The sequence below is a fragment of the Kitasatospora sp. NPDC088861 genome (assembly GCF_044750105.1).
Classification (GTDB): domain Bacteria; phylum Actinomycetota; class Actinomycetes; order Streptomycetales; family Streptomycetaceae; genus Kitasatospora.
In genome coordinates, this window is record NZ_JBIVJF010000013.1 from 193902 (window position 1) to 215864 (window position 21963).

The 21963-nt window shown below is 74.1% G+C and carries 18 protein-coding genes and 1 pseudogene; 8 read left to right on the forward strand and 11 right to left on the reverse strand.

The genetic code is table 11. The features are described 5' to 3' along the window. Window positions 1-79: 79 nt before the first annotated feature. Genes ACIP37_RS22700 through lxmK form a run of 3 tightly spaced genes read right to left on the reverse strand, consistent with a single transcriptional unit; the run spans window position 80 to window position 3296 of the window. Window positions 80-1060, reverse strand: coding sequence for an LLM class flavin-dependent oxidoreductase (locus ACIP37_RS22700; RefSeq protein WP_400809406.1), 981 nt, complete (start codon window positions 1058-1060; stop codon window positions 80-82). A 5-nt stretch (window positions 1061-1065) separates the two neighbouring features. After that, the gene (locus tag ACIP37_RS22705; protein ID WP_400809408.1) at window positions 1066-2097 is read right to left on the reverse strand and encodes a T3SS effector HopA1 family protein; all 1032 of its coding nucleotides are present in this window, start codon (window positions 2095-2097) and stop codon (window positions 1066-1068) included. Beyond that, window positions 2094-3296 (reverse strand): class V lanthionine synthetase subunit LxmK, encoded by a 1203-nt coding sequence (lxmK, locus tag ACIP37_RS22710; RefSeq protein WP_400809411.1) that lies wholly within the window; start codon window positions 3294-3296, stop codon window positions 2094-2096. The genes ACIP37_RS22705 and lxmK overlap by 4 nt, the downstream gene beginning before the upstream one ends. Before the next feature lie 219 nt (window positions 3297-3515). On the opposite strand from lxmK, the gene ACIP37_RS22715 reads away from it, so the two are divergent. Together ACIP37_RS22715 and ACIP37_RS22720 are read left to right on the forward strand one after the other, a co-directional pair. Beyond that, window positions 3516-3692, forward strand: a complete 177-nt coding sequence (locus ACIP37_RS22715) for a hypothetical protein (protein WP_350876063.1) — start codon at window positions 3516-3518, stop codon at window positions 3690-3692. A 45-nt stretch (window positions 3693-3737) separates the two neighbouring features. Further along, window positions 3738-3905, forward strand: a complete 168-nt coding sequence (locus ACIP37_RS22720) for a hypothetical protein (RefSeq protein ID WP_350876060.1) — start codon at window positions 3738-3740, stop codon at window positions 3903-3905. Here the strand turns inward: ACIP37_RS22720 and ACIP37_RS22725 are convergent. The 7 genes and pseudogenes from ACIP37_RS22725 to ACIP37_RS22755 all read right to left on the reverse strand — a co-directional run bounded on the left by ACIP37_RS22725 (window position 3895) and on the right by ACIP37_RS22755 (window position 14665). Continuing rightward, window positions 3895-6267, reverse strand: coding sequence for a LuxR C-terminal-related transcriptional regulator (locus tag ACIP37_RS22725; protein WP_400809413.1), 2373 nt, complete (start codon window positions 6265-6267; stop codon window positions 3895-3897). The genes ACIP37_RS22720 and ACIP37_RS22725 overlap by 11 nt on opposite strands. A gap of 186 nt (window positions 6268-6453) precedes the next feature. Further along, a complete protein-coding gene (locus tag ACIP37_RS22730; protein ID WP_400809415.1) occupies window positions 6454-8121 on the reverse strand; it encodes a multicopper oxidase family protein in 1668 nt (555 codons plus the stop codon). A 330-nt stretch (window positions 8122-8451) separates the two neighbouring features. Next, a pseudogene (locus ACIP37_RS22735) lies at window positions 8452-9516 on the reverse strand (type III polyketide synthase); the annotation flags it as partial. Between the two features lie 334 nt (window positions 9517-9850). After that, the gene (locus tag ACIP37_RS22740; protein WP_363581019.1) at window positions 9851-11056 is read right to left on the reverse strand and encodes a cytochrome P450; all 1206 of its coding nucleotides are present in this window, start codon (window positions 11054-11056) and stop codon (window positions 9851-9853) included. 200 nt (window positions 11057-11256) lie between these two features. Further along, window positions 11257-13050, reverse strand: coding sequence for a glycoside hydrolase family 3 protein (locus ACIP37_RS22745; protein ID WP_400809417.1), 1794 nt, complete (start codon window positions 13048-13050; stop codon window positions 11257-11259). Then, the gene (locus tag ACIP37_RS22750) at window positions 13044-13883 is read right to left on the reverse strand and encodes a tyrosine-protein phosphatase (protein WP_400809419.1); all 840 of its coding nucleotides are present in this window, start codon (window positions 13881-13883) and stop codon (window positions 13044-13046) included. Before ACIP37_RS22750 ends, ACIP37_RS22745 begins: the two co-directional genes overlap by 7 nt. A gap of 179 nt (window positions 13884-14062) precedes the next feature. Then, complete coding sequence (locus tag ACIP37_RS22755; RefSeq protein WP_363581013.1) at window positions 14063-14665, reverse strand: TetR family transcriptional regulator; 603 nt, start codon at window positions 14663-14665, stop codon at window positions 14063-14065. A gap of 234 nt (window positions 14666-14899) precedes the next feature. On the opposite strand from ACIP37_RS22755, the gene ACIP37_RS22760 reads away from it, so the two are divergent. The 6 genes from ACIP37_RS22760 (at window position 14900) to ACIP37_RS22785 (ending at window position 21057) form a co-directional block, all read left to right on the forward strand. Then, a complete protein-coding gene (locus ACIP37_RS22760; protein ID WP_363630836.1) occupies window positions 14900-16453 on the forward strand; it encodes an ABC transporter substrate-binding protein in 1554 nt (517 codons plus the stop codon). Further along, entirely contained in the window at window positions 16450-17418 is a 969-nt protein-coding gene (locus ACIP37_RS22765) for an ABC transporter permease (RefSeq protein WP_363581009.1), read from the forward strand. The genes ACIP37_RS22760 and ACIP37_RS22765 overlap by 4 nt, the downstream gene beginning before the upstream one ends. Next, entirely contained in the window at window positions 17405-18283 is an 879-nt protein-coding gene (locus ACIP37_RS22770) for an ABC transporter permease (RefSeq protein ID WP_363581007.1), read from the forward strand. Before ACIP37_RS22765 ends, ACIP37_RS22770 begins: the two co-directional genes overlap by 14 nt. Further along, the gene (locus ACIP37_RS22775; protein WP_400809422.1) at window positions 18280-19368 is read left to right on the forward strand and encodes an ABC transporter ATP-binding protein; all 1089 of its coding nucleotides are present in this window, start codon (window positions 18280-18282) and stop codon (window positions 19366-19368) included. The genes ACIP37_RS22770 and ACIP37_RS22775 overlap by 4 nt, the downstream gene beginning before the upstream one ends. Beyond that, a complete protein-coding gene (locus ACIP37_RS22780) occupies window positions 19365-20387 on the forward strand; it encodes an ABC transporter ATP-binding protein (RefSeq protein ID WP_363581003.1) in 1023 nt (340 codons plus the stop codon). The genes ACIP37_RS22775 and ACIP37_RS22780 overlap by 4 nt, the downstream gene beginning before the upstream one ends. A 322-nt stretch (window positions 20388-20709) precedes the next feature. Beyond that, the gene (locus tag ACIP37_RS22785) at window positions 20710-21057 is read left to right on the forward strand and encodes a hypothetical protein (RefSeq protein ID WP_363581001.1); all 348 of its coding nucleotides are present in this window, start codon (window positions 20710-20712) and stop codon (window positions 21055-21057) included. A 244-nt stretch (window positions 21058-21301) separates the two neighbouring features. On the opposite strand, the gene ACIP37_RS22790 is transcribed toward ACIP37_RS22785, so the two are convergent. Beyond that, on the reverse strand, window positions 21302-21958 hold the full coding sequence (locus ACIP37_RS22790) for a TetR/AcrR family transcriptional regulator (RefSeq protein WP_400809425.1): 657 nt from the start codon (window positions 21956-21958) through the stop codon (window positions 21302-21304). Window positions 21959-21963: the final 5 nt, after the last annotated feature.

Consider the following 21963-nt stretch of genomic DNA (forward strand, 5'->3'; position numbering starts at 1 on the left):
TGGAAGGCGGACGGAACCGTGTCCGCTGCGCCCCCCACGCCCTCGTGCTGCGCCACGACGGCACGCCTCGCCGACGTCCTCAAGAACAGGTGAGGAGTTCGGTGAGGTCCGCCAGCGCGGCGTCCCACCCGTGGGCCAGCACCACGCCCGCGGGGTTCAGTACCACCTCGTCGACTCCGGCCGTCCCGTAGGCGGCGAGCTCGGTCGCCAGCTGGTCCGGTGTGCCGTAGAGGAAGACACCGGACTCGACGAGTTCGCGGGCTCCGGCCACCGGGTCGCGGGTGTCCAGGTGCAGGCCCGCGCGGCGGAGCATGTCGGCGTAGTGCGGCGCGCCCAGGTGCCGGCCGGCCCCGTGCTGGGCCAGCACCATCGGGTGGCGGCCCGGCCGGGCGACGGCGGCGTGCACCACGGTCACCACTCTCGGCGGGGCCGCCACCCGGCCCGTCGTCGCTGCGCCTTCGGCCAGGGCGGGGACGAGGACCTCGGCCACGTACCGGGGCGGGGTCATCCAGGTGATCGCGACGTCCGCGACCCGCCCGGCCGCGCGGGCCATGGCGGGTCGCAGGACGCCCGCGCCCAGCTCGACCGCCGGCGGGGGCTCCCCGTGCGGGAGCCGGAGCCCGGGCGCGGCGGAACCGGGGCCCGGTGCGGGAGGCCCGGCCGACCGGCCGTCCAGCAGCGCGCGGACGGCGCCGACGTAGTCCGCCACGGCCTCGGCCGGCCGGGCGTAGGGGGCGCCCAACAGGCGACCGACGAGCGAGGGTTCGCCCGCGCCGTAGCCGATCACCGGCCGGTGTCCGGTGAGCACGGCCAGGGACTGGGCCTGGGCGGCCGCCTCGAAGGGGTGCCGCAGAGCAGTCAGCGTGACCGAGAGCCCGACCGGGATCCGCTGCCCCGTACCGGCCAGCCAGGCCAGCGCCTGGTGGCTCTCCACCGCCAGGGACTGCCCGAGCCAGAGCCGGTCGGCCGCGCCGGCGCCCACCAGCGAGGCCAGCGCCGTCAGCGCGGTGAGGTCGGCCCGGTCGCGGAGGGCGTGCGGGAAGAGGACGGAGATCCGCATGCCGCTCAGCCGTTCCGCGAGGGGTCGGCGGGGTCGGTGGCCGCGTCGCGCAGCGATCGGGCGACGGAGGCGGCGAGCGACGGTCCGCCTGATCCGGCCGGGTCGTCCGGGGCGGCCGCGTGTCGCAGTACTCCTTCGGCCACCGCCGCCGCCCGGTGCTGGCCGAAGCTCCGGCCGCGCCACCCGGCCCTGGTGTCGCCGGGCTCGTCGGCGGTGGCGATGCCCGGCCCCAGGGGGCGGGCGAAGACCGAGGTCTGCGTGCCGAGGCCGGGCAGGCCGCGCAGCGCCGCCGCCAAGGCCGTCAACTCGTCGGCGTGGGAGCGGGGGAGGTAGAGCACGACCGCGTCGCGACGCGGGTACGACCAGGGCCGGGACAGCACCTTGGCCCGGTATCGCAGCGAGCGGGCGGCCAGCTCCCGGAGCAGCGCCGCCCAGAGCGCGGGCGCGGCGGTGGGGTCCTCGACGTGCAGGTAGAGCCGCCGCAGCGACTCGCCCTCGTGCGGCCCGCCGTGCGGCCCGTCCACCAGCAGGAAGCCGGGCGACAGCGCGGGACGGACGGCAGGCAGCTCGACGGTCACGGACGTGTCCGCCGGTCGCGGGTCGTCGCTCCGGACGGCGGCGGCCGGGACGCGGACCGTCACGCCGCCCAGCTCGACCGTGAACTCCGTGGCGGCGCCCCCGGTTCCGGTCCCGGACTCAGCTCCGGCCCCGGCTCCGGCTGCGGCCTCGGCCCCGGTCGGGACGGCGGCGCGCAGGCGGGCGGGGGCGAGCGTGTCCGCGTGCGGTGTCGCCGAGATCAGCTGCCGCTCGAACTCCACGTCACGGCGGGGCAGTCGAGTGGCGGTGCTGGATCGGTCGAGGCGCGACCGGTCGAGGCCGGCGTGCCACTGCTCGTAGAGCGCCGTGCCCAGGGCGATCCGCAGGCCGCGCGGCGAGTCGGCGCTGATGCGGTGGCCGTCCACCGTGACGGCCTGCGGGTACTCGGTGAGATCGATGCCGGTGAGTGCGGCCGCGAGCTGCTCGGACACGTACGTCATGACGCCACCAGCCCGATCGCCTCGATGAACCGGTCCGGGGCGAGCAGTGCCCCGCGTCCCACACCGGCGATGCCGCGCTGAACCGCGCTCAGGGTGGGCCGGACGCTCGCGGTGGCCATGGTGCGGTCGAAGAGGTGCCAGCCGGCGTACCCGACCACCCGCTCGGCGAGTTCGGGATCGAGCCGGTCGGCGTGCTGCCGGTAGCCCTGCCAGAAGGCGCCGATCACCGGGAGGACGGCGGCCAGTTCGCGCTCTCCGCTGCGCATGAGGGTGCCGTGGGCGTCGGCGGGTCGGCCGCCGTCGGCGTCAGCGTCAGTGAGGTCGGGGTCGGGGTCGGGATCGGTGGCGTCGACCTCCGCATCGACCTCGTCGGTGTCGACGCCGGTGAACATCCGACTCGCCGCGCGGTACAGCCACTGCCCGACGAAGCCGCCGAGGTCGATCGCCGGGTCGGCGAGCTGGAACTCCTCCCAGTCGGTCAGCTGGAGCGTGCCGTCGCAGAGCAGGAACTGGTCCAGCCGCAGGTCGCCGTGGACCGGGAGGTGGTCGGCGGCGGCCGAGCGGGCGTCCAACGCGCGCAGGGCGCCGTGCAGTCGGCGGTCCTGCTGGAGCAGGCCCCAGAGGGCCAGTTCGGCGCCGCTGCTCGCGGTGTACTCGGCCACGGTCAGCGCGGCCAGCCGGTGGCCGGTGCGCGTGCCGGGGCGGGGCTTGGGCCGGACGTCGGCCGTCGGGAAGCCGTGCAGCTCGGCGAGCGCCCGGCCGGCCCGCCGGGCGAGTCCGGTGTCGAAGCCGTCCTCGTCGGCGAGGGTGTTCCCGGTGACGGCATCCACCAGCAGGTCGAAGACCAGCACCAACCGCTTCCGATCGCCGCCGAGCAGCGCCGGCGACTCCCAGGAGAGTGCGCCGGCCCCGGTCCGGGCCGACTCGAAGGCGCAGGAGCGGTCGTAGCGGTCGGTTCCGTCGGGGGCCTGGCCGTCGAGCCGTTTGATGAAGACGCCGGTGCCGTCCGTGGTGCGTCCCGCCCACGAGTCGTTGCGGCCGAGATGGCTCACCAGGCTGTCCGGGTCCAGCGGGGCGAAGCCCAACGCGGCCAGTGCCACCGGCACTTCGGGCGCGTACTCGAAGAGGCCCGGGGTGCGGCCGGGGCCGGCCCGGTCGGCTGCCGGCGTTGCCGGTGGAGTCGAGACTGTCGCTGCCATGGCGGCCACGCTAGGGATCCCGGCCGGCGGTCACCACAGGCAGGATCCTGTCATGCCCGAGCGGGCAAGGGGGCAGGATGCCCCACTTTCCTGCTACTGGGCACTGGCATCGAACGCCTGATCTGCTGGGGGCGGTCGAGGAACCCGCTCCTCGACCGAAATCCGAAGCCGAATCCGGGCCCGATCCGGGCCCGAATCCGACGAGTCGAGAGGATGACCATGAGCTCTGCTGACCTGATGGGCGGCTACGCCGCCTACACCACCCCGAACGCGGCGATCGAGGAGCTCGCCAGCACCGGCATCACGGCCGAGTTGGAGTTCACCCCGGTCCTCACGGTCACCCCGTGGACCGAGGCGATCTCCCTGGTGGTGGTCTCCATCGCCACCCAGCTGTGATCCGCTCGCAGACATGATTTCCCTTCCATCTCAAGGGAGTTCGACATGAGTACTGCTGACCTGATGGGCGGCTACGCCGCCTACACCACGCCGAACGCCGCGATCGCGGAGCTCGCCAGCACCGGCGTCGCCGGCGTCCCGGCGGAGCTGGAGGTCACCCCGACCGTCTCGCTCGTCGTCCTCTCGCTCGTCACGATCACCATCATCGGCTGACGGACTCGTCGAGCGTCACGTCGTCCGGGCCCCGCGGCACGCTGCGGGCGGGGCCCGGCCGGCGGCCGGAGCGGTGCACCCAGCCGGCGACGCCGACCCGCGAGGAGCACTGCAACCGCCGCATCGTCTCGCGGAGGTGGTTGACCACCGTCCACTCCGAGATGCCCAGGCGGCGCGCGATCTGATGGTTGCTCAGTCCGTCGGCCACCAGGAGCGATACCTCCAGTTGGCGGCTGGTCAGTTGCCGCCCCGGCGGCGCCTCGGCGGAGTCCGGCTCGGCGAGGGGGAGGGCGAGGGAGAAGGAGCAGAGCAGGTCCAGGAGCGCGGTGGCCGCGCCGGTTGCCAGCGCGTGGGCGAACTCGTCCTCGGCGAGCCGGCGGCGGATGCCGGGCAGCAGCCGCGCGGTGGCCAGGTCGGGATCTGCGGGGTCGCCGGGAATGCCGGCTCGCCCCGGATGGAAGCTGCCCAGCAGCCGGGCGGCGTCGGTCGCCCGCGCCGGTGCGGGGCGCAGCGGACTCGCGACCAGGCCGACCAGCACGCCGAGCGTGGCGACCGCGCCGAGCGGGCGCAGGTGGGCCAGCCCCTCGACGTAGTGGGCGCGGGACGCGGAAGGATCGCCGCCGGCGGCGGCGATCAGGCCCAGGTGCAGCAGGGCCGTGCCGACCAGCAGCACGTCCCCACGGCGCCGGGCCGCGGTCAGCACCCGGCCCGCCAGTGCGGCGCCGGGCCCGGTCCGGCCGACCCGAAGCTCGACCAGGGCGGCCTCCAACTCGACGCGCAGGGCCGCCGGTTCGTCGTCGGCCGCACGGAGGAGCGCTGCTGCCCCGGTGAGGGCGGCGAGGGCTCGGTCGGGGTCCCGGTCGCATCCGGTCAGGCCCCGCAGTCGCAGGAGTCGGGCCGCCGTGGAGGGTTCGTCGGGCGTGGTCCGGGATCGCTCGGGCGCGGATGAGGCCGCCTCGGCTTCGTCCAGCAGGGCACTCGCCAACTCGTGGTCGCCGTCGAGCAGTCGGGCCTCGGCGCGGATCAGCGCGAGCCGGACCCGCGCTCGCCCGCCGGTGATGCCAGTGGGATCGGCAGGATCGGTGGGGCTGGTGGCGCCGAGCGGCACGGCGGCCCGGTCGGCCCAGTCCGGGCCGAGGCCGACGACTCGGGCGTGGGCGAGCAACTGCTCCATCAGGTCGAGGGCTTCGACAGTGAACCCGTGCCGGGTCAGCGTGTCGACCGCCAGCCGGAGGTTGGCCTCCTCGACGCGCAGGGCGAGCAGGGATGTCGTCTGGTCGCCGGCGGCCAGCCGCCGGGCGGCCCCGGCGGCGAGCCGGGCGTAGTAGCGCGCATGGCGGAGCGTGAGGACGACGAGCGGGCCGCCGGCAGGCCGGATCTCGGGCAGGTCGCCGAACGGCACGTACAGTCGCGTCTCGGCCGCACCGTCCAATCGGCCGGACGGCCGGTCCTCCAGCGTCAGCGACTGCCGATCGAGCAGGGCCTCCAGCGCCGCCGGGAAGGCGCTCGGCGCGATCCCGGACACCGCCCGGAGCGCCTCGGGCCCGAACCCGCCTGCGAACAGGGGTGTGCAGGACATCAGCCGCGCCGCGTCGGCGCCGAGCGCGCCGCACCGTCCTGGTGGTCGCCCTGCCTCCCGTTTTACCTCCCGTCCCGGCAACCGGTCCGGCGACCGTCCCGGCGCCCGGTCCGCCGGCGGGCCAGGCGGCTCGGCATAGGCGGCCACCAGGCGGCCTCCCTCCGCCCCGCCGAGTGCGGCCAGCACGGTGCCGACGCCCTCCAGCGCCGCCACCCGGGCCGCGAGCACCAACGCCCCTGGCAGGCCCCGGAGTTCCACGCAGATCCGGCCCACGGTCTGCTGGTTCCGGGAGGTCACCGTGAAGCCCGGGCTCCAGGCCCGCCGGGCAGCCGTGAAGGCCTTTACCGCGGGGGTACGGCAGAAGGCATCCAGGTCGGTCGGTGACCAGTCCACCGGAACGGCCAGTGGGTCCACCCGGTACGCCACGCCGGCGCCGGCGGGTGACAGCCGACCGGTGGCGAGCAGCTTCGCCCCACGCGGCGCACAGCGGGCCAGCAGCGCCGGGTAGTCGTCCGGCTCGACCTGATCAGCCATCAGCAGCTCGGCTGGTCCCGGAGTTCCCGCCGCCCCGCCCGCCGCCCGGTACTGCTCGGCGACCGCGAACGCCAGCCGGGTCTTGCCGCTGCCCGGTAGGCCGTGCAGCAGCACGCCGGGTACGGCGGGGTCGGCGAGCAGCCGCAGCAGCTCGGCCGTCTCACGTGCTCGCCCGAACAGTTCGCCCGTGAAGGCCCGGTGGTCCGCAGGTTCCTGCTGGGGGACGCCGGACTCGAACAAGATGGTCATGGACGGCTCCAGAGCTGGCTCCGCCCGCCTACACAGCGCGGGCGCGCCGGCGGGATCGTCCGTACTGATCCTGGACGGCGGCGCCGACCGGCGGTATCCCAGACTTCTGGGACGCCGCCGGTTCAGCATCGGCACGCGGCCAGGCTCAACCCCTCGCCCGGACCGGCCTGCCGTTCGGTTCCGGACTCACCGCAGCCCCCGGTGCCGACGGCGGCGGCCCACGTGGTGGTGCCCGTGGCGCCGTCGCCACCGCCGTCGACCGGCTCCCGCCGCCGATGCTCCGGCCGCCGACGCTCCGGTGGACCGGGACGAGTCGGCCAAGGCGTCCTCCGACTCCCGCCCGGAGTCCTTCGATCCCGCGGGCAGCACGTCGATCCGGCCCATCTGGCCGTGCGAGGAGTGCACCATGTGGTGGCAGTGGTAGACGTACTCGCCCGGGTACTGGCCCCAGGTCATGGCGATCCGGACGCTCTCCCCCGGGTGGACCGTGACGGTGTCCTTCAGCCCGGCCTCGGCCGGTCCGACCGGCACCCCGTCACGGTCCAGCACGCGGAACTGCACCAGGTGGGTGTGGAAGGAGTGGGGGGCGTGGAAGACCCCGGCCGGCTGGCGGGTGAGGTGGTTGCGGATCGTCCAGATCTCGCTGCTGCCGACGGTGGTCCGCACGTCGGTGCGCTTCGGGTCGTACTTGCGCCCGTTGATCCTGGCGTCCGGGAAGGTCGTCAGCGCGAACTCCCGGTGCACCGTCGCCTTCGGGATCGGCGGCAGGGTGGCCAGGACGTCCGGGATCCGGCTCCGGTCCTCGGCCGTCCGAGTGATGTCGAAGCGCAGCACCTCGGTCCGCTCGCTCTCCAGCGCGGCCGTGTTCTCCAGCACCACCGATCCGCCGACCGGGTAGCGGGCGAAGTCGACCACGATCTCGGCGCGCTCCGCGCCGGTCAGGGTCAGCTCGTGCACCGTCACCGGCGCGGCGAGCAGTCCGCCGTCCGAGGCGATCTGGGTGAACGGCTGGCCGTCGGCGAGACGCAGCGACACATGGCGGTTGGGCGAGACGTTGAAGACCCGCAGCCGGTACTTGCGCGCGGCCACCTGGAAGTAGGGCCGCTCCTTGCCGTTGACCAGCATGTGCGGGCACGCGTACGGGTCGGTGTAGACCAGCCTGCCGTCGGTCTCGATCCGGGCGTCCCGGATCAGCAGCGGGATGTCGAACTCGCCGTTCGGCAGCGGCAGGCCGCTCTCGTGCGGGTCGCTGAGCAGGTAGGCGCCGGCCAGGCCGCGGTAGACGTTCTCGGCCTCCAGCTCGTGCGCGTGGTCGTGGTACCAGAGCGAGGCGGCCACCTGCTCGTTGGGGTAGCGGTACTCGCGGGTCTCGCCGGGCTTGACGAGGTCCATCGGCAGGCCGTCGTAGCGCGAGTGCACATGGCCGCCGTGCAGGTGGACGGAGGTGTGCACGCGCAGGTCGTTGGTCTGCTGGACCACCACCTCCCGCCCTCTGACCGCCCGGATGGTCGGGCCGGGGAAGCAGCCGCCGAAGGTCCGGACGGTGGTCAGCAGCCCCTTGACGATCTCCGCCTGGGTGTCGGCCATCCGTAGCCGGTACAGGTCCGAGGAGTCCGTCCGCGACACCGGGCTCAGCACGGGGGGTACCGGCATGGCGTGCTCGAAGGGGGTGATCCGGGCGGCCGACCGCTTGGCCTCCGACCTGGGCGGCGCGGCTTGCGGGGCCGGGGCGGCCTGCGCGGCCGACAACGCCAGGGACGAGACCCGGGCCCCGCCCGGTGCGCGGTCCCAGGGGAAGAGGACCGCCGGACCGCCTATCGCGGCGGCTTTCAAAAGGTCTCGTCGGTTCAGCATTCCCGGTCTTTCCGTCCAGGGCCGGACGGTCGGTGCGCCGCCGGGCCAGTGGTCGCCGGTCGTGGTTTCCGGCGGCCCTGCTCGGTGGCCGCCGCGCGCACGACGGCGCGGGCCGGGCGTGTCGGACCGTAGCGCCGACGCGACGTTCCGTCACTGCCCGTTGGCTCAGTATCGGCGAGCTTCGCGCGCTCCGCAGCGCGACCGCACCTGCCCGGGCCCCGGTCGGCACTGGCGTCGGGCCCGGAACGACTGACGCGGGGGCCGGGCACCTGGTGGGCACCGGAGCGGCCGGCCGGCACTGGCGTCGGGCCGACCGGCCACGGCCACCGTTCAGGATTCGGGCGACGCCCAGGTGCCCAGGGACATCTCGGCGGTGATCCCCGGGCCGAACCCGGCCAGCAGCCCCTGGTGGCCGTCGAGGGCCGACTTCTCGTCGAACATCCGGGCCAGGGCGTCGAGCACGACCGCACTGGCGATGTTGCCGTACTGGGTGAGGGTGGCCCGGCTGAAGCGGAACGCCTCGGGCGGCACCTCCAGGAAGCGGCTGAGGTCGTCCAGGATCCGTGGGCCACCGGCGTGGACGATGTAGAAGTCCAGCGTGCCCACGTCCCACTGGTGCTGCTCCGCCACCGCGCGCAGGGCCGGGCTGAGCGGCTCCATCGTCCCCGGCACCCTCTTGTCCAGCTGGAAGTGGAATCCGGTGGGGCGGACCGCGTAGGAGATCCACTCCTCGGTGTCCGGGATGAGGTACGAGCCGTTGCGTTCCAGCCGCATTCCGGTCCCGCCCTCGCCCCGGACCACGGCGGCGGCGATCCCGTCGCCGAACAGGCCGTTGGACAGCAGCGAGCCCACGCCCAGGTCCGTGGGCTGGTAGCACAGCGAGCAGAACTCGCAGGCCACGATCAGCACGTTGGCGCCCGGGTAGGCCGAACAGAAGTCATGGGCCCGGTTCACCGCCGCGCCGCCGGCCGCACACCCCAGTTGGGCGATCGGCAGCTGCCGGGTCTCCGGCCGGAAGCCCAGCCTGTTGATCAGCCACGCCGTGAGCGACGGCATCATGAAACCGGTGCACGACACATAGACGATCAAGTCGATCTGGGACGGCTCCACTTGGGCCTGTTCGAGGGCCCTGAGCACCACCGCCGGGACGCGGGCCTTCGACTCCGTCGCGAAGACGGCGCTCCGTTCGTCCCACCCCGGGTGCTTCAGCACCACCTCGATGGGTTGGATCAGGTGCCGCTTGCGCACTCCGGTGTTCTTGATGAGACGCAGCGCCAGTTCGAGCTGTGGGTGGTCGGGGTGGAGCCTGCGCGCCAGCTCGATGGTCTCCTCGTTGGTGATGACGTGCTCGGGTACGTCTATCGCCGGTTTGCACAGAACTGCCACGGCACTTCCTCCAGACGAGCGGTGTTCCCGGTGCGACCCTGGCGGGGCGGGATTTCACCACTCGACGGCAGCCGCTGCGAGCCGGACGCGCGGAGGGCGCGGGCGGCGGGACGCACCGGGCGGGACCCAACTCAGTGGCCGACGAGCCGACCGGGCGAGGATCGGATGATCGCGGTACGGGCGGTCGTGCTGGTCGCAAGTTGGTTCAGGCCACCTAGCCCAATTTACGGAAGGCGGGCCCGTCCCGCATGTCGGCCCGCACACCCCGGGGTGTGCGGGCCGACGTGCGCGGTGTTGCCGGCGGCGGGTGGCGGCGGGCGGGCGCCGGAGCGTGGGGGCACCGTCACCAGGTGACCGGCAGCGCCAGCGGATAGCGCCAGATGGACGTGGTGTTCCACGCCAGCTCCGCGGCCGGCTTCGCCAGCGCGATCCTGGGGAAGCGCTCCAGCAGGGTCCCGAGGGCGACTTCGAGTTCGGTGATGGCCAGCGGCGCGCCGAGGCAGTGGTGCGCGCCCCAGCCGAAGGTCATGTGGGAGGGGCTGGTCCGCTCCAGGTCCAGCTCGTCGGGCCGGTCGAACCGGCGGCCGTCCCGGTTGGCCGTCAGGTAGGAGACGTGCACGATGTCCCCCGCCGGGATCGTCACCCCGCTCAGCTCCACGTCCTCAAGGGCCACCCGGGGGATGCCGACGCCCTTGCGGAAGGGGATGAAGCGCAGCAGCTCCTGGAGCGTCCGGGAGAGCGTCTCGGGCCGCTCGCGCAGTGCGGCGAGCACGTCGGGGCGGCTGAGGATGGTGTACGAGAGGTTGCCGAGCTCGTACGTCGTGGTGTCCTGGCCCGTGATCAGCAGGACCATGGCCATCACGGTGAGTTCCTTCTCGTCGAGGACCTCGTCGCCGTCGCGGGCCGTGGCCAGCACGCTGATCAGGTCGTCGCCGGGGTTCCTGCGCCGTTCGGCGGTCAGCTCGGCGAAGTACGCCCGCAGGTCGGCCTTGGCCCGTACCGCGTTCGGCTTGTTGGCCAGGCTCACGTCCATCATCGTCCGGGCGTTGGCGCGCAGCCGGGCGCTGTCGGCCTCGGGGATCTCCAGGACCTCGCAGATCGTGATCAGCGGGAGCGGGTGGGCCAGGTGCTCCATGAGGTCGGCCGGGGGCCCCTGGTCCCGCATGCGGTCCAGCAGCCCGTTCACCACGTGCTGGGTGCGGTCCCTCATCCGCTCGATGTGGTCGGGGGTGAAGCCCTTGGACACCAGGCTGCGCAGGCGGGCGCTGGCGGGAGGGTCCATGACGTTGATCGCCTCGGCCTGGACGATCGGCTCGGGGGTCATGCGCGGGAAGTCCCGGCCGACGATGGCGTGGCGGCTGAACCGCCGGTCGGTGGTGACCGTGCGCACGTCGTCGTACCCCGTGACGAGCCAGGCCTCCCCCTCGCCGTAGGGGAGGCGGATGCGGCTGACCGGTGCGTCGTTCATGAGCTGCCGGAGCGTCGGGTCGAACTCTAGGGTCTCGGCGAAGTCGAACGGGCAGTTCCGTGCGCTGGAGTCGGTGGACATGCGGACCTCCAGGTCTGGGCCGCGCGGGCCGGATGGGGGAGGCGGACGGAATGCACCGGTACCCGATCGGTCGGCCGCACACACCGGTGGAGGTGCGAGAGCGCCGGTAATTCATCCGGTCTGATCAGCGGCTCGGCTCCACCCGCGCCGGGGCCTGCCACCGGTCCGCTGGTCCGTGGCAGGCCCCGGCCCCGGGTGCCTCAGCCCTTCCCGGCGGCCCGGTTCTCCCCGGTGGCCCGATGCCCGTGCCGGAAGAGCGGGGCGCGGGTGTCGAAGGGCACGTCCTCGTGGGAGGCGGCGACGGCGGCGTCCGAGCGGGGGAGGTCGAACGGGAGCGTCGCGGTCATCGGGGCCCGGCCGAGCGCGGCGTCCAGCACGACCTCGTCCGCGGCGCCGAACTCGCCGATCAGCAGCGCCGCGTGCGGGGCGAGCGGGGTGAGCACGGCGGGCCGCTCCAGCTGGGCGGCGAACACCGTGGGCACGGTGGCGGCCAGCGCGGTGAGGCGGTCGACCTCGGCCGACTCGAACTCCAGCGAGCCGCTGTGGAAGTGCTGCTCCAGCAGCCCTTCGCGCCGCTCGTACGGGGTGGCGAGGCGGATCACGGCCAGCTCGGCCCGCTCCGGCTCCTCGACGAGGGTGCCGTACCCGGCGGCGACGGCGGGGTCGATGCCCTCGACGTACAGCCGGGTGGCGGTGCGCGGCTCGCCGGCCAGGTGGACCACCGAGCGGCGCTGGACCTCGCGGCCGAGCGCCCGGCCCTCCGGGGCGCCGACCAGGTCGGCGGCGGCCTCCGGGTCGACGTACGGGTCGGCGAAGAGGCCGAGGCGGAACTTGTCGCGCAGGATGCGGCGGACCGACTCGTCGAGCCGGGCCTCGGTGACGGCGCCGGAACGGACGGCGGCCAGGATCAGCTCCGGGTCCGTCTCGCCGCCGAGCTGGTCGGCGCCCGCGTCCAGGGTGAGCACGACCTGCTCGGCGACGGACAGCTCCTCGACGCCCCAGTGCCGCGGGGGCAGCGTGACCACTCCGGGGACGTCCATGCCGGTGATGGCGTTGAAGTCGGTGCAGACCACGCCGTCGAAGCCGTAGCGCCCGCGCAGCAGGCCGGTGATGACGTCCCGGTTGAAGTTGGCGCCGACCTCGGCGAGGCCGCTGCCGGAGGGGATCGCGTAGGCGGGCATGATCTGCGCGGTGCCCGCGGCGAAGGCGGCCTCGAAGGGGCGCAGGTGAGTCTCGAACTCGCCGCCGGGGTAGACCAGTCGGCGGCCGGCGGCGAAGTGGGAGTCCTCGCCGGCGGCCTGCGGGCCGCCGCCGGGGAAGTGCTTGGTCATGCAGGCGACGCTGTCCGGGCCGATCGGCCCGCCCTGGAGACCCTCGATGTAGGCGGTGATCATCCGCGAGGCGCGCTCCGGGTCCTCCCCGAAGGTGCCGCTGATCCGGGCCCAGCGGGGCTCGGTAGCGAGGTCGGCCATCGGGTGGATGGCGACCCGGATGCCGACGGCGCACAGCTCGCGGCGGATCAGGTCGGCGTAGCGCCGCACCAGGTCGGGGTCGTCGGTGGCGGCGAGTCCGATCGGCTCGGGGCCGGTGCTGAAGCCGCCACCGGTGTGGGCGGTGGCCGGGTTGGCGGTGAAGCCGTGCCGGGGGTCGGAGGAGAGGGTGACGGGGATGCCCAGCCGGCCGACCGCGGCGAGGTCCTGGACGTGGTTGTTCCACTCGGCCATCGCGCGCGGGTCGGGGACGGCCATCATGGCAAAGTGGGTGAGGCCGCGCTCGGTGATCAGGCGGGCGCCGGAGGGGAACGGGCCCTGGTCGCCGGGGAGCATCCGGCCGTGCAGCATCAGCGCGGCCTTCTCCTGCAAGGTCATCCGGGTGAGGAGGTCCTCGACCCGCTCCTCGACGGGCAGCCGCGGGTCCTCGTAGGGCTCCATGGTGCCGTTGTGGTTGAGGTCGCGGAAGGGCGTGCCGTCGGTGTGCCGCAGCAGGGTCAGCATGCCGTCACCTCGGCGGTGTTCGACGCGGCGGTACGGGCCTCGGTGCTGGCGGCGGTACCGGCCTCGGTGCTGGCGGCGGTACCGGCCTCGGTGCTGGCGGCGGCGCGGGCGGCGGCCTTGGCGCGGAAGCCGTCCAGGGTCTCGGCGGTGACCCCGCAGGCGGTCAGGAAGCCCTCGGCGCCGCCGTGCTTGGCGCGGACCAGGTCGAGGAAGGTGCTCATCGCCCCGGCGGGCGCCTCCAGCAGCGGGGCGGGGACGACCAGCCGGCCGGCCTCGACCTCGTTGAGGGCGGCGCGGTTGCGGTCGGCGAGGCCGGCCCAGATCTGCTCGATCGCCTCGTTGGTGCGGGCGTAGTCGGCGACGATCTCCTCGGCGGGCACCCCGAGCAGCTCCAGCAGCAGCGCGGTGAGCAGCCCGGTGCGGTCCTTGCCGGCCGCGCAGTGCACCAGCACGCCGCCCGGGCGGACGGTGGCCTCGGCGGCGGCGGCCAGCCCCTGCGGCGCGGACTCGGCCATCAGCAGGTAGAAGGCGCCGAGGTCCTCGGCGGTGGTCATGGCCCGCATGGCCTGCGCCAGTTCGTCGTTGGTCGGCTCGATCCGGGCGAGGACGACGGCGATGCCGGCGGCCTCGGCGGCGGCCCAGTCCTCGGGGCGGCTCTCGGACTCGCCCCGGAGGTCGACGATGGTGGTGATGCCGTGCTCGCGCAGCTGGGCGACGACGGCCTCGTCGGCGGCGGGGAAGGGCTGGGCGGAGCGGAACAGGGTGCCGGGGCGGATCCACCGGCTCGCGGGGTCGGCGAGCGCTGCGGGGTCGCGGAAGTTGACCAGGGACATGCGGGGGGCCTTTCAGGAAGTGCGAAGCAGGTGGTGAAGGTGCGCGGCGGGCCGCGCGAAGGGGGAGAGAAAGGGCAGGGCCGGCGGCGAGAGGGCGCGCGGTGCCGTCCGGACGGCCGGCGGCACGCCCAGTGGTGACGGGGTGTAGGGGTGTAGGGGTGACGGGGTGTCGGCTCGGGTCAGCCGGTGGTGTCGAGCACGTCCCGGTAGGCCTTGTGCCAGTCGGCCACCGTGCCGGTCTCGGACGCGATCAGGACGTGGTGGCGCACCATGCCGCCGAACTGCGCGCCGAGCGCGGTCGGACGCAGGTCGGTGGCCGGGTCCACGCCGAGCCGCTCGGCCGCGATGGTGACGGTGCGTTCGGTGAAGCTGTCGATCACGACCACGGCGTAGTTGTGCACGGAACCCTGCACCTCGATCAGGCTCCGGCGCAGCCGGCGGCGGCGCTCGGTGTGCTCGACGGGCTCTTCCAGCCGGCCGCCGGTGGCGGTCAGCGCGTGGTCGAGCGCGGCCCAGAGCGGGAGTTCGGCGGGGGCGGCGGCGAAGGCGTCGAGGATGGCCTGGCCGAAGTCCCAGCCGAACAGCAGAGCCTCCTTGGCCGGGTAGTAGCGGAAGAACGTGCGGTGGGCGATGTCGGCGCGGCGGCAGATCTGGTCCACGGTGGTGCGCTCGAACCCCTGCTCCTCGAAGAGGTCGAGCGCCGCGGTGCGGATGGTGTCGCGGGTGCGCGCCTTCTTGCGGTCGCGCATGCCCTGCTCCGCCGCGGTGTCCGTCCCCTGCATGGTTCTTCCGTTTCCTCTCGGTGAGTTGAGTGTGGATGGGGCCGCCGAGGGGGCGGCTGTCAGTACCGAATCACGTCCGACCGTGCTCGCTCAAGGCGAGCGCCGACTCTTCCGGGTTCCGTCATCTGAAATTTGCACAACTGCCTTTTGGCAGTACTGCCACTTCCGGAATGGTGTGGGGCGTCGGCGGTCGCACTCCCCCAGGCCGCCCCCACTCCCCCGAACCGAGGAACCATGAAGCGGCACACCCACCTCCTGGTAGCGGCGGCCTGCACGGCCGCGCTCACCCTCACCGCCTGCTCCGCCTCCGACGACGCGGTCTCCGGCTCCGGCGCCGGGAACACCGGCGCGGCGAACGACGGGCCTGCCGTGGACGGCGGCACGCTCAAGATCGGCCTGGACCGGCCGTTCGCCAAGCTCGACCCGGCCGACGGCACCCTGACCTCGATGCCGATGATGGTCCTCGCCAACGCCCTGTACGACCCGCTGATGGTCAACGGCGACAACGGCGCCGTCCAGCCCTACCTCGCCAAGTCCTTCACCCCCAACGCGGACGCCACGGTCTGGACCCTCGACCTGCACGAGGGCGTGAAGTTCGGCGACGGCAAGCCGCTGGACGCCCAGGCCGTCGCCGACCACGTCACCCGGCTCGCCAAGCCGGAGAGCAAGTGCGCCTGCGCCATCGACGCAGCCACCATCGGCGCCACCACCGTCTCCGGCCCGACCACCCTCACCTTCACCCTCAAGGCGCCCGACGCCGCCTTCCCGAACATATTCACCCGCTCCCTCGGCTACGTCTCCGAGGCCCCGGCCGGCGACTCCCCCGCCGTCGGCTCCGGCCCGTACACCGTGGAGAGCGTGCAACCCGGAGTCTCCGTCACCCTCACCCGCAACCCCGCGTACTGGGGCGCCAAGGGCCACGCCGACAAGCTCGTCTACCGGGTGCTCACCGACACCGACAGCCGCTACCAGTCGCTGCGCTCCGGCGACACCGACCTGATCTGGACCGAGACGCCCGGCCAGCTCAAGCAGGCCGCCGCCGACGGGCTGCGCAGCGCCACCGGGCCCGGCGGCACCACCACCATGGTCTTCAACACCGCGTCGACGCCCTTCGACGACGTGCGGGTCCGCCGGGCCGTGCAGTACGCGATCGACCGCGAGGCCCTGGAGAAGGTCGTCTCCCTCGACCAGGGCAAGGTCTCGGACGGCCCGATCGGCTCCCGCTCCCCGTACCGCACCGCCGCCGGGTACCCGGCCCACGACCCGGCCAAGGCCCGGGACCTGCTCGCCGAGTCCGGCCACCCCGACCTCGCCTTCGACTACCTCGTCGACAGCCGCCCCGAGGGCCAGCAGCGCGCCACCGTGATCCAGCAGATGCTCGGTGAGGCCGGGATCAAGGTGACCATCAAGCCTCTCGACGCCGCGGGCCTGGGCACCGCGATGCTCCAGCGCAAGTTCCAGGTGATCGACTTCCCCACCAGCATGTTCGGCGACACCGACACCGCGCTCACCAATCTCTACCTGTCCAACTCGCCCTACAACTTCATGAGTTGGTCCGACCCGGAGACCTCGAAGGCGATCGCCGAGGGCCGCGCCTCGACCGACCCCGCCAAGCGTGCGGCCGCCTACCAGCAGGCCGCCCGGCGGGTCGTCGGCGAGGTGCCGATGGCCTTCCTCACCGAGAACACCGTCGGCTTCCTCGCCGGCGCCAAGGTCGGCGGACTGCCCGACCTGTCCAAGCGCACCGTCCTCAACGTCTCCCCCGCCCCCCTGTGGGTGAAGCGGTGACCCCCCGCACCCGCACCGCGCTGCGCCACGGCGGGCGGCTCGGCCGCGCCGCGGCCGTACTGCTGCTGGTCACCGTCGCCGCCCTGTACCTGCCCCACCTGATGCCGGGCTCCCCCGCCGTCGCCGCCCTCGGCCCCACCGCCACCCCCGAGCAGATCTCCGCCTACGAGGCCGGGCTCGGCCTGGACCGCAATCTGTTCGCCGCCACCTGGCAGTGGATCGCCGACGCCCTGCACGGCGACCTCGGCCACTCGCTGTCCACCGGAGCCGCCGTCACCACCGAACTCGCCGACCGCATCCCCGTCACCCTCGAACTCTTCCTCGCCGCCCAGCTGGTGGCGCTCGCCCTGGCCGTGCCCGTCGCCCTGCTCTCCGCCTGGCGGCCCGGCGGCACCTTCGACCGGATCGCCACCGCCGGCACCTTCGGCTGGCTCGCCGTCCCCGGCTTCGCCCTCGGCCTGCTGCTCATCTGGCTCGCCGCCGTCCAACTGCGCATCCTGCCCGCCACCGGCTGGACCCCGTTCACCGAGGACCCGGCCGAGAACCTGCGCCACCTGGTGCTGCCCGCCCTCACCCTCGGCCTCACCGAGGCCGCCGTGTTCACCCGCACCCTGCGCGGACAACTGCTCGACACCCTCGACCAGCCGTACATCGCCGCCGCCCGCAGCCGCGGCATGGGCACCACCCGGCTGCTGCTGCGCCGCGCCCTGCGACCGTCCAGCCTGCCGCTGGTCACCCTGGTCGGCATCGGCATCGGCACCTCGCTGGGCGGCTCGGTGCTGGTCGAGTCGCTGTTCGCGGTGCCCGGCGTCGGCAGCCTGGCCGCCGGGGCCATCTCCGGCCGGGACTTCCCCGTCGTCCAGGCCGTGGTGGTGGTCAGCGCCGTCGGCGTGGTCGCGGCCACCTTCGCGGTCGACCTGCTGTACCGCACGATCGACCCGAGGATCGCCCATGAGCACCGCTGAGACCCCAGTCGTGACCGTCGAGACGGTCGCGGCGCGCACCGCCCGCCGCCGGCCCCCCGCCGGCGTGCTCGCCGCCGGGGCCTGGCTGGCCGTCGTCGCCCTCGCCGCCCTGCTGCTGCCCCTGCTGCCCGGCTTCGACCCGCTGCACGGCGACTTCGCCCACCCCGCCGCCGCCCCCGGCCCCGGCCACTGGCTGGGCACCGACAGCGCCGGACGGGACGTCCTGCAACGCACCGTCGCCGGCGCCCGCGCCTCCTTCACCGTCGCCGCCCTCACCATCCTGGTCGGCCTACTCGGCGGCGGAACGCTCGGCCTCGCCGCCGGCTGGTTCCGCGGCCCGCTCGACAAGGCGATCGGCTTCGCGACCGACCTGCTGATGTCCGTGCCCAGCCTGATCCTGGTGATGATCGCGGTCTCGCTGCGCGGCCCCAGCCTCACCGTGATCGGCACGCTGATCGGGCTGTTCACCGTCCCGCACTTCACCCGGGTGGTGCGCGCCGTCGTGCTCTCGCTCAGCGAACGCGGCTTCGTCCAGGCCGCCCGCATGCTCGGCACCGCCCCGCTGCGCGTCCTGCGCCGCGAGATCGTCCCGCACGTCGCGCCGGCCGCCCTCACCTTCGCCTTCACCGCCACCACCGTCGCCATCGTCGCCGAGGGCTCGCTCAGCTTCCTCGGCTTCGGGCTGCGCCCGCCGGAGCCCTCCTGGGGCGGCATCATCGCCGAGGGGCGCACGGCCCTCGGCAGCGCGCCGTGGATCTCGCTGGCGCCCGCGGCCGTGCTCTGCCTGACCGTCCTCGCCCTCAACTACCTCGGGGAGCACCTGCGTTCGGGTGGTCCCGCCGGCCCGAAGGGAGCGCGCGGATGACCTCCGCCCCCGACCTCGACGAACCCGCCCTGGACGTCCCCGCCCTCGACGTCCCGGTGCTCGACGTCCGCTCGCTGGACACCGTCCTGCACACCCCCGACGGCCGTGCCCTGCACGTCCTGCACGGCGTCAGCCTCACCATCGCGGCCGGCGAGTGCCTCGGCGTGGTCGGCGAGTCCGGCTCCGGCAAGTCCGTGCTCGCCCGCGCCGTCCTCGGCGTCGAGTCGCGCACCACCAGGGCCGTCGCCACCGGCGAGATCCGGCTGAACGGCGAGGACCTGCTCACCGCCTCCCGCACCCGCCGCGCCGAACTGCTCGGCACCGGCATCGCCATGGTCCACCAGGACCCGATGACCTCGCTCAACCCGGTGGTCCGGATCGCCGACCAGGTCACCGAGTCCCTCACCAACCGGCGCCGGCTCTCCCGGCGCGAACGGCTGCGCACCGCCACCGAGTTGCTCGCCGCCGTCGACGTCCCCGACCCCGCCCGGCGGGCCCGCGCCCACCCGCACGAGCTCTCCGGCGGCCTGCGCCAGCGCGTCGGCATCGCCGCCGCCCTGGCCGGCGAACCCGCCCTGCTGCTCGCCGACGAACCCACCACCGCCCTCGACGTCACCGTCCAGCGCACCGTCCTGGACCTGCTCGACCAGCACCGGCGCAGCCGCGGCCTCGCCACCCTGCTGATCACCCACGACATCGGCCTGCTGTACGGGCGGGCCCGCCGGATCGCCGTCATGTACGGCGGCCGGATCGTGGAGACCGGCCCCACCGAGGCCGTCACCCGCCACCCCCGGCACCCCTACACCGCGGCCCTGCTGCGCTCCGTACCCCGGGTCACCGGCCCGCTGCGCCGCACCCTGCCCGCGATCCCCGGCTCGCCGCCCGACCTCACCCGGCCCACCCCCGGCTGCCCCTTCGCCCCGCGCTGCGAACTGGCGACGGACCTCTGCACCACGACCGCACCGCCCACCCACACCGCGGCGGACGGCCACACCGCCGCCTGCCACTTCCCGCTCACCGCGCCGCCTGACGCGCCGTCGCCGTCGCCCTCGCCCTCACCCGACGAACTGGAGCCCGCGGCATGACCACCGCCCCCGACGCCGCTGCCCCCGAAGCCGTCGCTCCCGGCGCCGCCGCTCCCGGAACGGCCGTCCTGGAGGCCACCGACCTCAGCGTCGTCCACCGCACCCGCTCCGGCCCGCTGCACGCCGTCAGCGGCGTCGACCTGGCCCTCCACCCGCGCCGCACCCTCGCCCTGGTCGGCGAGTCCGGCTCCGGCAAGAGCAGCATCGCCAAGGCCCTGCTGCGGCTGCCCCCACCCACCACCGGCACCGTCACCCTCGACGGCACCGACCTCGCCACCCTCTCCCCGCGCGCCCTGCGGGCCGTCCGGCCCCGCCTCCAGCTGGTGTTCCAGGACCCGCTCTCCTCCCTCAACCCGCACCGCCGGGTCCGCGACCTGGTCGCCGAACCCCTCGACGCCCACCCCGACCCGGCCCGCGACCGCGAGCAGGTCGTCACCGAGCAGCTGTCGGCCGTCGGCCTCCCGCCCGCCCTGTTCGGCGACCGCCGCCCCCACCAGCTCTCCGGCGGGCAGGCCCAACGGGTCGCCATCGCCCGGGCCCTGGCCGCCGGACCGCGCGTCCTGATCGCCGACGAGGCGGTCTCCGCCCTCGACGTCTCGGCCCAGGCCACCGTGCTCAACCTGCTGCGCGGGCTCACCGAGGAACGCGGACTGGCCGGCCTCTTCATCTCCCACGACCTCGGCGTGGTCCGCGCGGTGAGCGACGAGGTGGCTGTGCTCCAACTCGGCCGCATCTGCGAACGCGGCCCCACCGAGGCCGTCCTCGCCGCCCCGGCCCACCCCTACACCGCCGCCCTGCTCGCCGCCGTCCCCGAACCCGGCCGCCCGCTGCGCGACACCGGCCTCCTCCCCACCGACCCGCCCTCCCCCCTCGCCCCGCCCAGCGGCTGCCGCTTCCGCACCCGCTGCCCCCTGGCCGACACTCGCTGCGCCACCGAGGAACCGCAGCTGCGGGAGGTGGCACCAGGCCGCGCGGTGGCCTGCCACCGACCACTGATCGGCGCTGCCACAGCGTCCTGACCAGCCGGACGCACCACGGGCCCCCGGGCCGGGAGCCCCACTCCCGCCCCAGGGGCCCTTCCCGTTCCGGCCGCGGACGGGCGGGCGCCACGGCGGCGACGGGAAGGGTTCAAGCGCAGTGCCCGACTCGGAGCACCCGCAGGTCATCGGCACCACGGAGGCCCGACGGGACGGCGCCCCCGTCGGGCTTTCACCTGGCAGGGGCACGGCCCTCGCGCGCCGTTCGCGCCCCTTCACGCCGGTGACGATTCGCGTACGCAGCCTTACCGTTGGTTGCGATCACGGGTCGCACCTGGCGACCCGGCGTACCGGAGGTCCCATCATGCGACGCCTCGTCACGACGATCGGTACCCTCATCGCCGCAGGGACGCTGGCCGTGGCCGTCCCCACGTCCGCCCAGGCCGCCACGGGCACCCTGACGTTCTACAACGTGATCTTCCCCGGCGGGTCGGGCAGCGGCCCGGGCGTGCCGTACCTCGACCCGGCCCCCGGTTGCTACGACGTACCGAGGGAGGCACAGGGGCCCCTGTCAGGCGTGAACAACGCGACGGACAGCACGGTCCGCTTCTACTGGGGCGAGGACTGCACCGGCGGGTCGCTGTTCAGCGTGTCGGCCGGCCGTTCGGTCAGGTTCAACTCGCACCCGCGCTCCTTCATGGTCGAGAGCTGACCGCAGACCCGATCGCAGCCACACCGATCCCAGGTGGCCGAAGGACGGGCGACCCGGCCAGCGGCTATTGGGGGTCCGGCCAAGGCGCCCGCGAAACCCACCCGGGGCCATCCCGGTCTCGCTCGTCGTCGAGTAGTCGCGGGGATTTTGAACGGCGGGCGACCGCAGGCCACTTCGGCCTGTCGGCCGCCCGCCGTTCGCCGTTCGCGTTCGCGCCCACGGCGGCGCTACGACCGCGATGGCGCTACGACAGCGGCAGCGCCCGCCTGAGCGCACCGAAGGCCGCGTCCAGCAGGGCGCGATGATCGGGGTCGACCGCCGCCGCACTCTCCCCCGCCAGCATCCGGCCCGCAGAGGTGAGGCAGCCGGTGCGATAGGCGGCGACGGCGAGCGCGGCGGTCAGCCGGGGCTGCGGGTCCGGCGAGGTCTGCGCGATCACCTCGGCCAGCGCACCCTCCAGCTCCTCGACGCCCTCGCGGGCCCGCGCCCGCAGCGACGGGGAGTCCACCACGACCTGCCAGAAGGCCGTGAAGCGATCCCGCAGAGCCGCCAACGGGTAGCCCTCGTCGATGAGTTCGAGAATCAGGCGATGCAGCGCGGCGAGTGGGGACTCGGCGGCCGGGCGGTCGCGCACCGCGCTCGTGAACAGCTCGACAGCCTCCGGGATCCGGTCCAGGAAGAGGTCCTCCTTGCGCGGGAAGTAGTTGAAGACCGTCATGGTCGAGACCTCCGCCGCCTCGGCCACCTCGGCGACGGTGACCTGGTCGAACCCGCGCGCCAGGAACAGGGTGGTGGCCACGCCGGAGATCCGCTGCCGGGTCTGCACCTTCTTGCGCTGACGCATCGTGAGGTTCCGGGACTGCGGTTCGTCGCCGGCGTCTGGGGTCCTGGCTACATCCATGACCG